General features: G+C 71.3%; 15 protein-coding genes and 1 pseudogene. 9 read left to right on the top strand and 7 right to left on the bottom strand.

Annotated features, from left to right (window positions below):
• The 6 genes and pseudogenes from NS4_RS21645 to NS4_RS21620 all read right to left on the bottom strand — a co-directional run.
• Positions 1–321 (bottom strand): annotated as a pseudogene (locus NS4_RS21645) (hypothetical protein); the annotation flags it as partial.
• 65 nt (positions 322–386) lie between these two features.
• Positions 387–1,034, bottom strand: coding sequence for a response regulator (locus tag NS4_RS21640; RefSeq protein ID WP_063061337.1), 648 nt, complete (start codon positions 1,032–1,034; stop codon positions 387–389).
• 115 nt (positions 1,035–1,149) lie between these two features.
• On the bottom strand, positions 1,150–2,331 hold the full coding sequence (gene macS / locus NS4_RS21635; RefSeq protein WP_063061336.1) for a MacS family sensor histidine kinase: 1,182 nt from the start codon (positions 2,329–2,331) through the stop codon (positions 1,150–1,152).
• 9 nt (positions 2,332–2,340) lie between these two features.
• Entirely contained in the window at positions 2,341–3,072 is a 732-nt protein-coding gene (gene bioD, locus NS4_RS21630) for a dethiobiotin synthase (protein ID WP_063061335.1), read from the bottom strand.
• On the bottom strand, positions 3,069–4,223 hold the full coding sequence (locus NS4_RS21625; protein ID WP_063061334.1) for an 8-amino-7-oxononanoate synthase: 1,155 nt from the start codon (positions 4,221–4,223) through the stop codon (positions 3,069–3,071). Before NS4_RS21625 ends, bioD begins: the two co-directional genes overlap by 4 nt.
• Positions 4,224–4,297: 74 nt before the next feature.
• A complete protein-coding gene (locus tag NS4_RS21620; RefSeq protein WP_063061333.1) occupies positions 4,298–4,882 on the bottom strand; it encodes a TetR/AcrR family transcriptional regulator C-terminal domain-containing protein in 585 nt (194 codons plus the stop codon).
• A 156-nt stretch (positions 4,883–5,038) separates the two neighbouring features.
• Here NS4_RS21620 and bioB point away from each other — a divergent pair, with 156 nt between their 5' ends.
• The 4 genes from bioB to NS4_RS21600 all read left to right on the top strand — a co-directional run bounded on the left by bioB (position 5,039) and on the right by NS4_RS21600 (position 7,876).
• Positions 5,039–6,076, top strand: coding sequence for a biotin synthase BioB (gene bioB / locus NS4_RS21615; protein WP_063061332.1), 1,038 nt, complete (start codon positions 5,039–5,041; stop codon positions 6,074–6,076).
• Positions 6,077–6,108: 32 nt separating this feature from the next.
• The gene (gene bsaP / locus NS4_RS21610) at positions 6,109–6,336 is read left to right on the top strand and encodes a biotin synthase auxiliary protein BsaP (RefSeq protein ID WP_063061331.1); all 228 of its coding nucleotides are present in this window, start codon (positions 6,109–6,111) and stop codon (positions 6,334–6,336) included.
• Positions 6,337–6,338: 2 nt separating this feature from the next.
• Positions 6,339–7,037 carry a DUF2567 domain-containing protein gene (locus NS4_RS21605; RefSeq protein WP_084487569.1) on the top strand — a complete coding sequence of 233 codons (699 nt, stop codon included), beginning with the start codon at positions 6,339–6,341 and terminating at the stop codon, positions 7,035–7,037.
• A gap of 308 nt (positions 7,038–7,345) precedes the next feature.
• Positions 7,346–7,876, top strand: coding sequence for a DUF1353 domain-containing protein (locus tag NS4_RS21600; RefSeq protein ID WP_063061330.1), 531 nt, complete (start codon positions 7,346–7,348; stop codon positions 7,874–7,876).
• A gap of 185 nt (positions 7,877–8,061) precedes the next feature.
• Here NS4_RS21600 and NS4_RS21595 read toward each other — a convergent pair whose 3' ends face one another.
• A complete protein-coding gene (locus tag NS4_RS21595; protein ID WP_063061329.1) occupies positions 8,062–8,820 on the bottom strand; it encodes an NUDIX hydrolase in 759 nt (252 codons plus the stop codon).
• Positions 8,821–8,884: 64 nt separating this feature from the next.
• On the opposite strand from NS4_RS21595, the gene nadA reads away from it, so the two are divergent.
• The 5 genes from nadA to NS4_RS21570 all read left to right on the top strand — a co-directional run bounded on the left by nadA (position 8,885) and on the right by NS4_RS21570 (position 14,105).
• Complete coding sequence (nadA, locus tag NS4_RS21590; protein ID WP_063061328.1) at positions 8,885–9,940, top strand: quinolinate synthase NadA; 1,056 nt, start codon at positions 8,885–8,887, stop codon at positions 9,938–9,940.
• A gap of 46 nt (positions 9,941–9,986) precedes the next feature.
• Entirely contained in the window at positions 9,987–11,606 is a 1,620-nt protein-coding gene (locus NS4_RS21585; protein WP_063061356.1) for an L-aspartate oxidase, read from the top strand.
• A gap of 118 nt (positions 11,607–11,724) precedes the next feature.
• Positions 11,725–12,585 carry a carboxylating nicotinate-nucleotide diphosphorylase gene (gene nadC, locus NS4_RS21580; RefSeq protein WP_063061327.1) on the top strand — a complete coding sequence of 287 codons (861 nt, stop codon included), beginning with the start codon at positions 11,725–11,727 and terminating at the stop codon, positions 12,583–12,585.
• Between the two features lie 79 nt (positions 12,586–12,664).
• Positions 12,665–13,528, top strand: a complete 864-nt coding sequence (locus NS4_RS21575) for an arylamine N-acetyltransferase family protein (RefSeq protein WP_063061326.1) — start codon at positions 12,665–12,667, stop codon at positions 13,526–13,528.
• A gap of 106 nt (positions 13,529–13,634) precedes the next feature.
• The gene (locus NS4_RS21570; protein ID WP_063061325.1) at positions 13,635–14,105 is read left to right on the top strand and encodes a MarR family winged helix-turn-helix transcriptional regulator; all 471 of its coding nucleotides are present in this window, start codon (positions 13,635–13,637) and stop codon (positions 14,103–14,105) included.
• Positions 14,106–14,112: the final 7 nt, after the last annotated feature.

Raw genomic sequence — 14,112 nt, 5'->3', positions numbered from 1 at the left:
CCCCGCGGTCCCGCCGGCCCGCGCACCGGGCGTCCCCGCCGCGTCCGGTGCGGTGGCAGGCGCCGGGGGCGGCGGTGCGGCGGGTTCCGCGAACTCCGTTGCCGCGGGGCGGGACGCGGCCGCACCGGCGGTTCCGGGCTCCGACTGCGCTGCGGCCGCGGTCTGTACCTGCCGGTGCAGCGTCTCCAGATCGCGGCCGAGGCTGCTCAGCCGACCGCCGAGCGTGGTGAAATCGCCGGCGAGCGTGGAGAAATCGCCGGAGACCGAGGTGAACGCGCCGGACAGACGGGCGACCAGCGCCGGATCGATCGAAGTCGTCATACCTCGATGGTCGGCGGCCACCGGGCGGCGCGGATGAGTAGGACTACTCGGGCCGGTGCCGGGATCTACCCGAATTCCGGATCGTCGAGGCCTTGTTCGATCACGTAGCGGGTGAGCTCGACCCGGTTGGCGAGCTGCAATTTGCGCAGGGTGGCCTGCACATGGTTCTCGACCGTGCGATGGCTCAGATCCAAACGGGTCGCGATCTGCTTGGCGGACAGGCCTTTGGCGACCAGCCGCAGCACTTCGGTCTCCCGGTCGGTGAGCGCGGGCCGGTGCGGTGCGCCGGGATCGGCGGGGGCGGTGGCCATCCGGCGGTACTCACCGAGGACCAGGCCGGCCAGCCCGGGGGTGAACACCGCCTGCCCGGCGGCGGTCGCGCGGACCGCGGCGACCAGTTCGGCGGCGGAGGCGCTCTTCACCAGATAGCCGGAGGCCCCGGCCTTCACCGCCTCGAGCACATCGTCGCGTTCGCCCGACGCCGAGAGCACCAGGACCCGGCTCGCCGGGGACACTCGTAACACCTCGGCGGTGGCCAGTGCCCCGTTGCCGTCGGGCAGCTGCATATCCATCAGCACCACCTGGGGCCGGGTGGCGGCGGCCCGGCGGGTGGCGGTCGCGGCATCCTCGGCGGTGGCGGCCACCCGGAAACCGGCCTCGGTGAGATCGCGGGACACCCCTTCGCGCCAGATCGGGTGGTCGTCGACCACCATCACCGAAATCGCTTCCGTCGCCTGTCCGGTCACGCCGCCGCTCCTTCCGCGTTCGCGCCGTCCTCATAGTGCCAGAGTCGCGGGATACGCCGGCGTGGTGAACACGCGGAACAGGTCAGCCGCGCGGGATGCGGAACTCCCATTCGGTGCCTTCACCGACGGTGGCCGCGGTGAGCAGTTCGGCGGTGCCGCCCAGGGCCGCGATCCGGCCGGTGATCGATCGCGACACTCCCATCCGGCCCTCGTTCTCGGCCTCGCTGAGCCGGCCGGGCGCGATCCCGACCCCGTCGTCGCGCACACTCACGATCAGCTCCGGGCCGGTATCCTCCAGTAGGACGAACGCCCGGGCCGCGGGGCCCGCGTGCAACTCGACATTGGTGAGAGCGGCCGCGACGGCGGCGGCGATTTCCTCGGCGGTCCAGCGGCCGAGCCGCACCGGGTCGCCGGGGGTCGAGACCACCACGTCCGGCGCGGCGTATGCGGTGAGCAGGGGGCGCAGATCCACGGTGGCCGCGTCACCGCCGGGCGCGGCGCCTTGTTCGGAGATGAGCCGCCGCAGCGCGATCTCCTGTTCCCCGGCGCGCTGGGCCAGTTCGGTGGCCGGGCCGCCGATCGCGGTGCCGCGTCGTTTGATGTAGGAGAGGATCTGCAGGACACCGTCGTGCACCTGCCGTGCCAGTCGTTCCCGTTCCTCGGCGGCGGCGGTGAGCCGCACCGCCCGCTGGAGCTGCTCCTGCGCGCGTCGCGCCGTATTCGCGGCCAGCCCCAGCGCCAGGCCCACCGAGACCAGTACCGGGGCGGTGGCATCGGCCCACACGTCCTGCCCCCATTGCTGGCGCATGGTGATGATGGTCGCCGCGACGGCCAGACCCGAGGCGATTCCGGCGACCGGCCCGCGCAGAATGGCTGCCGAGATCACCGCGTTCGCCGACCACATGGTGGTGGGCAGGGGCTGATGTCCGTGGTACCAGTCGTAGTCGGCGACCAGCGGTGTCGCCGTGATCAGGCCGAGGACCACGACATGGTCGCCGGCCACCACCAGCGTGCGGATGCGCGCGGTCTCGGGGGTGTGCCACCGGGCGAGCAGCAGCGCCGAAACTCCCGACCAGAGCACCATGAGCGCGATGAGAACCCAGCTCAACCGCTGGTTCTCGTAGTACCGCACGGAGGCGATCTGCTGGCCCACCGCGTACAGCAGGGTGACCAGCCGGAAAGCCTGCACTGCCCGCCACAGCGGCGCGGTCGCGGCATCGGCGGGATCGGGTTCGCCGGTCCGGTGCGGGCGCGTGGTGGTCATATCCGGACTCTAGGGAGCCGAAGCGGCGATCGGTGGGCGAATGTCGGGTCCGGTACCGGCCGCTCCGAGATACCGCGCGGCCCAGTGCCGGTCGAACCAACCCGGGGCCGCCGCCCGGAAACGCCGCGGGCTCCACGAGCCCGCACCCGCGGGTACGGCACCGACGAGTTCGACGCCGGTGACCCGCGGCAGATCCGCGCGGTTGGTCCGGGACGCGAGGTCGGGTCGTTCGGGCCACGAACCCACCACCAGGCCCGCGCATTCCACCCCGGCCTGCCGCAGCGCCCAGGTGGTGAGTTCGCTGTGGTTGAGGGTGCCGAGACCGGGCGCGGCGACCACCAGCACCGGGGCCGCCAGTTCCCGGGCGAGATCGAGCAGGGTGAATTCGCCGAGCCGGACCAGCAGTCCGCCCGCGCCTTCCACCAGTACCAGGTCGGCGGACCCGAGACCGGTGATGGCGGCGGCGGTTTCGGCCAGGGTGAGCAGCGGGGTGCCGCAGCGGCGGGCGGCCGTGGCGGGGGCCAGCGGTTCGGGGTAGCGGGCCGGTTCCACGGTCCGGGTCACTCCGGCGAGTGCGGTGACGACGGCGAGATCACCGGGTTCGCCGGGGGCGATACCGGTCTGCGCGGGTTTGCAGACGGCGACCTCGCGGCCGGCCGCGCGGGCCACCGCGGCCAGCGCCGCGGTGGTGACGGTTTTGCCGACCTCGGTGGAGGTGCCGGTGACGAAGAGCAGAGTCATCTCGCCACCGCCCCCGTGCCGCGGGCCCGGTCGAGGACCGGGGTCAGTACGGCGGCGATGGTGGCGAGGTCGGCGGCCGACAGGTCGGCGCGGGCGGTGATCCGCAAGCGGGATGTGCCCGCCGGCACCGACGGGGGCCGGAAACAGCCGACCTCCAGGCCTTGTTCGCGACAGGCCATCGCCGCTTCGTAGGCGACCCGGGGGTCGCCCAGCACCACTGGGACGACCGCCGAATCAGGGGTGGGCACAGCGGCGATCCGGGCTATCTCGGCCGCACGGTCCAGCACGCGCCGGGGAAGTCCGCTGTCCCGGCGCAGGATCCGCAGCGCGGCGCGGGCGGCACCCACGGCGGCCGGCGCCAGGCCGGTGTCGAAGATCATGGTGCGCGCCGTGTCGATCAGATGCGCCCGGACCCGCTCGGCGCCGAGAACCACACCGCCCTGGGCGGCCAGGGCTTTGGACAGGGTCGCGGTCACCACCACATCGGGTTCGCCGGCCAGACCGGTCTCGTGAACGAGTCCGCGTCCGCCGTCGCCGCGAACACCCAGCCCGTGCGCCTCGTCGACGAGAAGTACCGCGCCGTGGGCGCGGGTCACCCGGTGGAGTTCGGCCAGCGGTGCGAGGTCGCCGTCGGCGCTGAACACCGAATCGGTGAGTACCACCGCGCGTTCCTCGTCGCGAGTGGCCAGCAGCCGGCGTACCGCGCCGACATCGCGATGTGGGGCGATCTCCACCCGGGCGCGGGACAGCCGGCAGGCGTCCACGAGGGAGGCGTGGCAGCCGGCATCGGAGACGATCAGCGAACCCCGCCCGGCCAGCGCGGTGACGGCGCCCAGGTTGGCGGCGTAGCCGGAGGCGAACACCAGCCCCGCCGCGAATCCGGTGAATTCCGCCAGTTCGGATTCGAGAAGTTCGTGGTCGGTGGTCGTCCCGGTGACCAGCCGTGAACCGGTGGACCCCGCGCCCCACCGGTACACGGCCTCGACGGCTCCCGTGATCACCTCGGGGTGCCGGGCGAGCCCGAGGTAGTCATTGGAAGCCAGATCCAGGCCGGTCGCGCCGGCCGGGCGCGGTCGTAGGCGCCGTCGTAGTCCGGCGGTCGTGCGCGCGGCGGCGTTGTCGTCGAGCCAGGCCAGTGGATCGGGGGTCACGGGGGCACCATACTTGAACGGTGTTCAAGGTGGTGTCGAGTGTCCCTCGGTCGGGGTCTCGCGCCCCGCTGTGGTCAGCGCGTCTCGGCGCCGAGGCGGTGCCGGATACCGGCGGTGAACAGTTGCAGGCCGAAATCGAAGCGGGCCGTCGGATCCTCGGACGCGGCGAGAACGCCGGTCTCCGCGGCGAGGGCGCCGGCGGAGTCCATCTGCAACCGGGACTGTTCGTCGACGGTGTGCCCGAGCACGTAGTACAGCAATGTGTACGCGGCGAGTTCGGCCTCCGCGCGCGGGATCCCGGCGCGGATGACCGCGGCGGCGAGCCGTTCCCGGCCCTTGCTGGTGGTCAGGCGGGAGGCGTAGGTCGCCGAGACCAGTTCCGCGCCGTCCCGGTAGGTGAGCAGGCAGTCGCGCAGTCGATGGGCCAGTTCGGCCAGTGCCCCCGACCAGTCGCCGGCGCGCACCGGCTGCTCCATCGGGGCGAGGATCCGGTCCGCCACGGCGCCGAGCAGGGCCTGTTTGTTCGGGAAATGCCAGTACAGCGCGCCGGGCTGGACCCGCAGCGCCCCGGCGAGCCGGCGCATGGTGAGGTCGGCCAGGCCGTACTGGTCGAGGATGGCGATGGCGCCGTCCACGACGTCGTCCCGGTGTAACTGCACGGTGCGGACCTCCCGATATCGCTGACTCACTCTGACGCTACCCCAGCCTGAACACTGTTCAAGCTTTGGCGCTACCCTGTCCTGAACACCGTTCAAGTTCCCGGGATCCGCGCAGAGCGGAACCAGGAAATACCTTTCGGACGAAGGGATCCGCCCGTGACACAGGCACCCGTCGGGACACCCGATACCGCCGCGACCACCGAAGATGTGCTGGCCCTGGCACGGGACCAGGTCCTGGGGCGCGGAATCGGGCTGACCCGGGAGCAGACCCTCGCCGTCCTCCGCCTCGGCGACGACCGTCTCGAACCTCTGCTCGAACTCGCCCACGAGGTGCGGATGAAGTGGTGCGGTCCCGAGGTGGAGGTGGAGGGCATCATCAGCCTCAAAACCGGCGGTTGCCCGGAGGACTGCCATTTCTGCTCCCAGTCCGGCCTGTTCCAATCGCCCGTGCGCGCGGCCTGGCTGGATATCCCGAGCCTGGTGGAGGCGGCCAAACAGACCGCCAAGACCGGCGCCACCGAATTCTGCATCGTCGCCGCGGTACGCGGCCCCGACGAGCGGCTGATGGCCCAGGTCGCCGCCGGAGTCGAGGCCATCCGCAACGAGGTCGACATCCAGGTCGCCTGTTCGCTCGGAATGCTCACCCAGGATCAGGTCGACCGGCTGGCCGCGATGGGTGTGCACCGCTACAACCACAACCTGGAGACCGCGCGGTCCTACTTCCCGAACGTGGTCACCACACACAGCTGGGAAGAACGCTGGAATACGCTGCGGATGGTGCGCGCGGCCGGAATGGAGGTCTGCTGTGGCGGCATCCTCGGGATGGGCGAAAGCCTGGAACAGCGCGCCGAATTCGCCGCCGACCTGGCCGCACTCGAGCCCGACGAGGTCCCGCTGAACTTCCTCAACCCGCGGCCGGGTACGCCCTTCGGTGACCTCGAGGTCCTCCCGGCCGCCGACGCGTTACGTGCCGTCGCGGCGTTCCGGCTCGCCTTGCCCCGGACGCTGCTGCGGTTCGCCGGTGGTCGTGAGATCACCCTCGGCGATCTCGGCGCCCGCCAGGGCATCCTCGGTGGTATCAACGCGGTGATCGTGGGCAACTACCTCACCACCCTCGGCCGTCCCGCCGAACAGGATCTGGACCTGCTCGGCGAACTCGAGATGCCGATCAAAGCGCTCAACGAAACCTTCTGATCGGCGATGTCGGCCGGGGAAGGACCGAGGCCATGAGTACTGTCGGCGATATGGACGCGCGCTACAACCCGTTCACGGGCCGGCCGATCGTGCCCGGCCTCGACGAACCGATCGCCCGGGCGGTGGAACTGGGCCTGGAACCGCCGCGGTTCTGCGAGCACTGCGGCCGCCGCATGGTGGTGCAGATCGACCCCGACGGCTGGTGGGCGACCTGCTCCCGGCACGGGCGGATCGATTCCGCCCGCCTGGAAAGGCGGTAGAGATGGCCGGGCGGAACCGAGCCGGGACACGTCGTGAAGTGCGCGCCGCCCTCGTCCTGATGCTCGCGGTGGTACTGGCGAGCGCGCTGGTGGGGGCCCTGTGGGGTCTGCTGGCGCCGACCGAACGAGTACTGGTGGTCGAGCCGGGCCGCGGCGCGGCGCTGGTCGGGGAGAGCCTGCACCGGTTCGACGCGACGGCGCTGTTCACCGGTGCCGGGGCGGTCACCGGTTTCCTCTCGGCGGTGGTGGCCTGGCGCTGGCGCCGGATGCGGGGTCCGCTCCAGTCCGCCGGGCTGCTGCTGGGCTCGGTGGCCGGCGCCTGGATTATGGCGTGGTTCGGGAATGCGGTTGTCGCCTGGGACAATCCGCGGCCTCATGATCCACCGGTCGGTCAGATCGTCGCTTTGCCCGTGGAGTTGGGCACTCAGCTCGCGCTGGTGGTACAGCCGCTGCTGGCCGGACTGGTGATTCTGCTGCTGGCCGGGTTGAGTCCGGCCGAGGATCTCGGGACCGGTTTCGCCAGTGCCTTCGGCGACTCCCGGCCCCAGCCCTACGCCGAGTCGGAGGGCGACGGCGTTGCCTATGAACCCGTCCCGTCCGGCACCGCGCCTGCCCATCCGGCCCGAGCCGGTGCGCCCGCCGGTCTCGGTGGAGATGCCGCCGGCGGCCCGCCCGCCGCCCCGCCGAGCCCGCAGCGCTGAACTGGCGGGCGCGCAGCCGCGGCCTCCCACGCTTGGGCAATCGGTCCGCTGTCGCGGGCGGCGGCACCCGCATTCCAGGTCGTCGTCACGAACGTGCTGCACGGTGAGCCGCCGGCAGTCCTGCGGAACGCGCCGGCCGGCGCTCGGCATACGACGGGTGCGCGTGGCGGTCCGGCCGCTGTGTCGCGGCGGCGGCCGGCCGGTACCAGGTGGTCCGGTGGGCGGCGCGGTCGCGCGGCCGGTTGGCGGGGTTGTCACAGACGGTCGTAGGCTGAGCGAATCCGACGGCACGACAGGGAGATTGCTTCGTGGGGTTCACCAGTGCGCTCGTGGTCGAGGAGATCGATGGGACGTTCTGGAAGGTCCGGGAACCGCTGGGTTACGCGGGCGCGGCAGAGCATTTCGAAGTACCCGCCGGATTCCGGACCGATTTCGCGTCGGTACCGCGGCCGGTGATATGGCTGATACCCCGCTACGGCGTGTACACGCGGGCGGCCATCCTGCACGACTATCTGCTCCGCTCGGAGCTGGTGAGCAAGGTCGACGCCGACGGGTTGTTCCGGCGGGCGCTGCGCGAATGCGCGGTCTCGCTGCCGCGCCGCTGGATGATGTGGGCGGCGGTGCGGTTCGGCAGCCGGCTGCAGGGTATCTCCCCGGCGGCCTTGGCGGTGTTCACGGTGATCGCGGTGTGGTCCATCCTGTTCCTGCTGATCCCCACCGTGGTGGTGACGGTGTTCCTGCTGCTGTTCTGGGTGGTCGAGGTGATCGTCTGGCCACTGGACCGCGGGGCCCGGCGCCCGGAGAAGCAGCCGGTACCACGGCCGCAGATGCGGACCTGACCTGCCCGCTCCGCGCGAGCGCATACCGGTCCGCGCGAGCGGCTCCGCTGCCCGGCCGGCCGGCTCCGCGGCGGTCGCTACGCCGGCCCCTCTCCGGCTCCTTTGGTTGCGCGGCGTGTGGGCGGCCTCGGGTGCCGTGGCGCGGCTGGTTCGGGCCGGCGTGCCGGGGCGGCGGGGTCGTGCTGTCAGGCGCGGGGCCGCAGCGCGGCGAATTCGTCGGTGACGCGCAGTCCGGAATCGGTGAACCGGTAGACCGAGGCGGGACGTCCGCCGGCTCGTCCCGGGGCGGCGGTGTCCCCGGTGGGGGTGATCACCTTGCGCCGGGTCAGGACCCGCTGCAGGTTCGTCGTATCGACGTCGTAACCCAGTGCGGCGCAGTAGATCTCCCGAAGCGTGGACATGGTGAACCGATCCGGCGCCAGGGCGAAGGAGATATTGGTGTAGGAGAGTTTCGCGGCCAGTCGCGCCCGGGCGTGTTCGACCACGATGCCGTGATCGAACGACATCTGCGGTAGTGCGGCCACCCGGTGCCAGGAGGTGTCCTCCGGTAGGCGCGGGTCGGCGGTGAGGGGAACCAAACCCAGGTAGGCCGAGGCGATCCGGCGCGGGCCGGGGACGCGGTCGGGGGCGCTGAACACCGACAGTTGCTCGAGGTGGTCGACCTCGCGCACGTCCACCTTCTCGGCCAGCTGCCGGCGCGCCGAGGTATCGAGATCCTCGTCGTTGCGTAACCGGCCGCCGGGTAGCGACCAGGTGCCGCGCTGTGGGTCCAGCGCGCGCTGCCACAGCAGGACCGCGAGTTCCCGCTGCTGGCGAGGCGGACGGCGGTCGCCGGCCGGTGTGCCGCCCTGGCCTGCGGCGTTTCCGGCGGGGAAGTGGCGAACCTGGAACACCGCGGTGAGCGATTCATGGATGGTGCTAAACTGGTCCACGTTTTCGATCATAAGTCGAAAACCTGGTTGAGTGCGAATCGGCAGAGGGGCCGATCGCGCGGAGGAAGGAGCGACCATGGCGACGATGGGAGCGGAATTGGCCCCGGCGCCGGGTACCGCACTGCGGGAGCGGATCAGCGACGGGCCGTCGGGCTACACCGGGGTCGAGGCGACACCGGAATGGGCGGCCGAGGTGAAACGCCTGGCCCGGCAGCGCAACGCCACCATTCTCGCGCACAACTACCAACTGCCCGAGATCCAGGACGTGGCCGATCACGTCGGTGACTCGCTGGCACTGTCCCGGATCGCGGCCGAGGCGCCCGAGGAGACGATCGTCTTCTGCGGTGTGCACTTCATGGCCGAGACCGCGAAGATCCTGAGCCCGGAGAAAACCGTGCTCATCCCCGATGAGCGCGCGGGATGCTCGCTGGCGGATTCGATCACCGCCCAGGAACTGCGCGACTGGAAGGCCGAGCACCCGGGTGCGGTGGTGGTGTCGTACGTGAACACCACCGCGGCGGTGAAAGGGCTCACCGATATCTGTTGCACCTCCTCCAACGCTGTCGACGTGGTCGCCTCGATCGACCCCGGCCGCGAGGTGCTGTTCCTGCCCGACCAGTTCCTCGGCGCACACGTCAAGCGCGAGACCGGTCGCGAGAACATGCACATCTGGATGGGCGAATGCCACGTGCACGCCGGAATCAACGGCGACGAACTCAACGAGCAGGCCCGCGCGCACCCCGACGCGGAACTCTTCGTGCATCCCGAATGCGGCTGCGCGACCTCGGCGCTGTACCTGGCCGGTGAGGGCGAATTCCCCGCCGACCGCGTGCACATCCTGTCGACCGGCGGCATGATCGACGCCGCCCGCGCGGCGAAATCGAATCAGGTGCTGGTCGCGACCGAGGTGGGCATGCTGCATCAGTTGCGCAAGGCCGCTCCGGGCATCGATTTCCGGGCTGTGAACGAGCGCGCCGCCTGCAAGTACATGAAGATGATCACCCCGGCCGCGCTGCTGAGGTGCCTCCAGGACAACCGCGACGAGGTGCACGTCGACCCGGAGACCGCGGCGCTGGCCCGGCATTCGGTGCAGCGGATGATCGAGATCGGCACTCCCGGCGGCGGCGAATGACGCCGGTCCGGGCGTGACACCGTCGGCGACGGACATGGAGTACGGGATGACCGATCGACTCGACCGCCCGTGGGAGGCCACCGCCGACCTCGTCGTGATCGGCGGCGGGGTCGCCGGGCTCACCGCCGCGCGCGCGGCCGCGCGGGCCGGGGCCCGGGTGCTGATTCTGAGCAAGGGTGGCCCGTCCGATACCGCCACCCAATACGCGCAGGGCGGTATCGCCGTCGTCGCGCCGCACGAGGATTCGGTGGATTCCCATGTCGCCGACACCCTCGCCGCGGGCGGCGGGCTGTGCGCTCCCGACGCGGTGCGCTCCATCGTCGCCGGTGGCCCCGACGCGGTGGCCGCCCTCACCGATCTGGGTGCGGTCTTCGACCTCGGCCGGGACGGGCAGGTCTCGCGGACCCGGGAGGGCGGGCACAGCACCCGCCGCATCATCCATGCCGGTGGCGACGCCACCGGTGCGGAAGTGCAACGGGCGCTGTCGGCGGCCGGACTGCCGGTGCTGTTCGGGACCGCGGTGCTCGAGGTCGTCACCGACGCGTCCGGGGTGCAGGGAGTCCTCGCCGTTTCCGAGCGCGGCCTCGGCCGCGTGCACGCGCCCGCGGTGCTGCTCGCGACCGGCGGGCTCGGGCAGTTGTACGCGTTGAGCACCAACCCGGCCGGCGCTACCGCCGACGGTGTTGCCCTGGCGCTCTGGGCGGGCGCGGCGGTGGCGGACCTGGAATTCGTGCAATTCCACCCCACCGTCCTGTACACGCCCGACGGTTTCGGCCGGCAGCCACTGATCAGCGAGGCGGTGCGCGGCGAGGGGGCGCGCCTGGTGGACTCGCGGGGCGACTCGGTGACCGCCGGTGTTCATCCACGCGGTGATCTGGCGCCCCGGGATGTGGTGTCGCGGGCCATCGCGGCGCGAATGCGGTCGCTCGGCGCCGACCACGTATACCTCGACGCCCGGGAGGTCCCCGAGTTCACCCGGCGGTTTCCGACGATCACCATGTCCTGCCGCACCGCGGGTATCGACCCGCGCCGCGATCTCATCCCGGTGGCGCCCGCCGCGCACTACCAGTGCGGCGGTGTGATCACCGATCTGCACGGGCGTACCGACGTGCCCGGGCTCTACGCGGCCGGAGAGGTCGCGCGCACCGGGCTGCACGGAGCCAACCGGCTGGCCTCCAACAGCCTGCTCGAGGGCCTGGTGATGGGTGAGCGGGCGGGGCTCGCGGCGCTGGAGCGGCTGGGCGAACCGGCGACTGTGACGGGTGGTCCGGCAATGGGCCGTCCGGTGCTGCCGCGACCTGTGCTCCAGCAGACGATGACCGAGCACGCTTCGGTCGTCCGCGACGGTACCGGGCTGGCCCGGGCGGCCCGAGCGCTCGACACCGCGCGCGCCGGCGAACCGGCCGTCTCGGCGGCCGCCGTACCGGCGCCCCGAGCCGAGACGCCCGCGGACGCCGTGGCCCGGGTCGAGGACGCCGCGCTCACCGTGACAGCGCGGGCGCTGGTGCTGGCGGCGCGAGTGCGCGCCGAGAGCCGCGGCTGCCATACCCGCTCCGATCATCCGCAACCGGCGCCGGGCTCGGCTCAGCCGATCGTGGTCCGCCTCGACGAGGGCGGGGCGCCGCGAGTGGTCGCCGAACCGACGCCGCTGGCGGCGCCGTCGTGAGCGGTCGGGTGGCCGCGGCGGGCACGACTCGCCCGCGGTCGGATCCGGCCGGCCCGGTGTCCGCCGACGAAGCGATCCCGGGCATCTGTGCGCCCGGATCGAGAACCAGGAGAAGGCAATGACGTTGGATTCCGCTCTGGATCCCGCGGAGGTCCGCGCCCTCATCCGTACCGCGCTGGACGAGGATCTGCGCTACGGGCCCGATATCACCACCGCGGCCACCGTCCCCCCGGACGCGGCGGTGAAGGCCGCGGTGGTGGCCCGGCAGCCGGGCACCGTCGCCGGGATCGATATCGGGCTGCTGGTGCTCGACGAGGTGATCGGCGCCGATGGCTACGAGATCACCGAGCGGGTGCCCGACGGTACCCGGATCGCGCCCGGACAGACGGTGCTGGCACTGGTGGCGCCGACCCGCGGCCTGCTCACCGCCGAACGCACCATGCTCAACCTGATGTGTCATCTCTCGGGTATCGCCAGCGCCACCGCCGACTGGGTGGACGCGGTCGAGGGCACCGGCTGCCGGATCAGGGACAGCCGCAAGACGCTGCCGGGTCTGCGCGCGCTGCAGAAGTACGCGGTGCGCGCCGGGGGTGGAGTGAACCATCGCATGGGTCTGGGCGATGCCGCGCTGATCAAGGACAACCACGTCGTCGCGGCGGGTTCGGTGGTCGAGGCATTGCGGGCCGTTCGCGCCGCCGCGCCGGAGATCGAATGCGAGGTCGAGGTCGACGATCTCGACCAGCTCGACGCCGTACTCGGCGAACAGGTACAACTGGTCCTGCTCGACAATTTCCCGCTCTGGCAGACCCAGGCCGCGGTCCAGCGCCGCAATGCCGTCGCACCGGAGACGAAGCTGGAATCCTCTGGTGGACTCACCCTCGACATGGCCGCGGACTACGCGCGCACCGGCGTCGATTTCCTGGCGGTGGGCGCGCTGACCCATTCGGTCCGGGTGCTGGACCTGGGTCTGGACATGTAGCGGCACTGTGCGCTTCGCGTGCGGAACATCCGGCGCATGCGCGCGGTTGCTTGTTGCGTACCCGGGCGAAAGGGATGACATGTCGAAGCCGGCCGATGCCGCCTATCACTGGAACGGCGAAGCACTGGATCTGGAGGCGTATCTGGCGCGGATCGGATACACCGGCCCGCGCACTCCGACGCTGGCCGTGCTGCGCGAGCTGGTGGCCGCGCACACCACCGCGGTGCCGTTCGAGAACCTGGAGGCGGTGCTGGGGCGGCCGGTGCCGCTGGATCTGGAATCTCTGCAGGACAAGCTGATCCGGCGGCGGCGCGGTGGATACTGCTACGAGAACGTCACCGTGTTCGCGGCGGCGCTGGAGCGCTTCGGATTCGGTGTCACCGGACTGTCCGGCCGGGTCACCATGGGGTCGGGCGGGTTGCGTCCGGCCACCCATGCGCTGCTGCGGATCACCGTCTCCGATGACGACCGGGTGTGGCTGGCCGACGTCGGGTTCGGGGCAGGGCCGTCCGAACCCTACCCGCTGGTCGAACGCCCGGACGAATTCACTCTCGGCGGCTGGCGGTTCCGGCTCGAACGCACGTCGGGCGAACTGGGTGGCGACCAGTGGGTGCTGTACCAATTCGCGTTCGCGGGCTGGGTGGATCGCTACACCTTCACGCTGAACCCCCAGTACCGGATCGACTATGAGGTGGGTAACCATTTCGTCTCCACCTCGCCGCGCTCCCCGTTCACCCAGCGGCCGTTCGTGCAACGGTTCCTTCCCGGCGTCCACCACACGCTCGACGGCCGCACGCTGACGACCGAGTATCCGGACGGGACGAGTGTTTCCCGGGAGCTGGAACTCGCGGAGTTGGCGAAGGTGCTGAGTGAGGTCTTCGATATCGAGATCTCGGCCGAGGATGCCGAGACGCTGATCGCCGCGCCGTGGGCGACACGCTGACCGGCCCCGGGCACCGCGCGGCCGGCATCGCCCTCGGCGCCGGGTCCGCAACCGGCCCGGCCGGTCTTCGTGGGAGTTGCCAACAATTTCTTGTTAGATTCCGGATATGAAGATCGCGCATGAGGACGTCCCCGGCAGGTTGCGTTCCCTGCCGACGCGACTGATCAACCAGACCGCGCTCCTCGCCGGCCGCGCCACCGAACAGGCGCTGGCCGATACCGGTTCACGGCGATACCACTACGCCGTGCTCACCACACTGCGGGAGGCCGGCGCAGCCAGTCAGGCCGAACTCGGGCGTCGCACCGGTATCGACCGCAGCGATATGGTGGCGGTTCTCAACGAACTGGTCGCCCGCGGTTTCGCGGATCGCACCGCCGATCCCGAGGACCGCCGCCGCAATATCGTCACCCTCACCGAACCGGGTAACGCCCACCTCGACGACCTGGACCGTAGACTGGACCGGGCGCAGGACGAACTGCTCACCGCGCTCTCGGCAGACGAGCGGCGCACGCTCGTCGGTCTGCTCACCCGCATTCTCGACGCGCATGCGGCGGCCGCGGCCCGCGCGCAAGCGTGACCGGGAG

The sequence above is a fragment of the Nocardia sienata NBRC 100364 genome, from assembly GCF_001613205.1.
GTDB classification, from domain to species: domain Bacteria; phylum Actinomycetota; class Actinomycetes; order Mycobacteriales; family Mycobacteriaceae; genus Nocardia; species Nocardia sienata.
The sequence above is the reverse complement of the archived record's forward strand: the minus strand, read 5'-3'. Positions and strand labels throughout refer to the sequence as shown.

Bases quoted from the DNA above. Each gene is read 5' to 3' on its own strand.
- NS4_RS21570 (WP_063061325.1), top strand. From the start codon at position 13,635: ATGAAGATCGCGCATGAGGACGTCCCCGGCAGGTTGCGTTCCCTGCCG.
- NS4_RS21595 (WP_063061329.1), bottom strand. From the start codon at position 8,820: ATGATCGAAAACGTGGACCAGTTTAGCACCATCCATGAATCGCTCACC.
- nadC (WP_063061327.1), top strand. From the start codon at position 11,725: ATGACGTTGGATTCCGCTCTGGATCCCGCGGAGGTCCGCGCCCTCATC.
- NS4_RS21575 (WP_063061326.1), top strand. From the start codon at position 12,665: ATGTCGAAGCCGGCCGATGCCGCCTATCACTGGAACGGCGAAGCACTG.
- bsaP (WP_063061331.1), top strand. From the start codon at position 6,109: ATGAGTACTGTCGGCGATATGGACGCGCGCTACAACCCGTTCACGGGC.
- NS4_RS21640 (WP_063061337.1), bottom strand. From the start codon at position 1,034: ATGGTGGTCGACGACCACCCGATCTGGCGCGAAGGGGTGTCCCGCGAT.
- nadA (WP_063061328.1), top strand. From the start codon at position 8,885: ATGGCGACGATGGGAGCGGAATTGGCCCCGGCGCCGGGTACCGCACTG.
- NS4_RS21585 (WP_063061356.1), top strand. From the start codon at position 9,987: ATGACCGATCGACTCGACCGCCCGTGGGAGGCCACCGCCGACCTCGTC.
- NS4_RS21605 (WP_084487569.1), top strand. From the start codon at position 6,339: ATGGCCGGGCGGAACCGAGCCGGGACACGTCGTGAAGTGCGCGCCGCC.
- bioD (WP_063061335.1), bottom strand. From the start codon at position 3,072: ATGACTCTGCTCTTCGTCACCGGCACCTCCACCGAGGTCGGCAAAACC.
- macS (WP_063061336.1), bottom strand. From the start codon at position 2,331: ATGACCACCACGCGCCCGCACCGGACCGGCGAACCCGATCCCGCCGAT.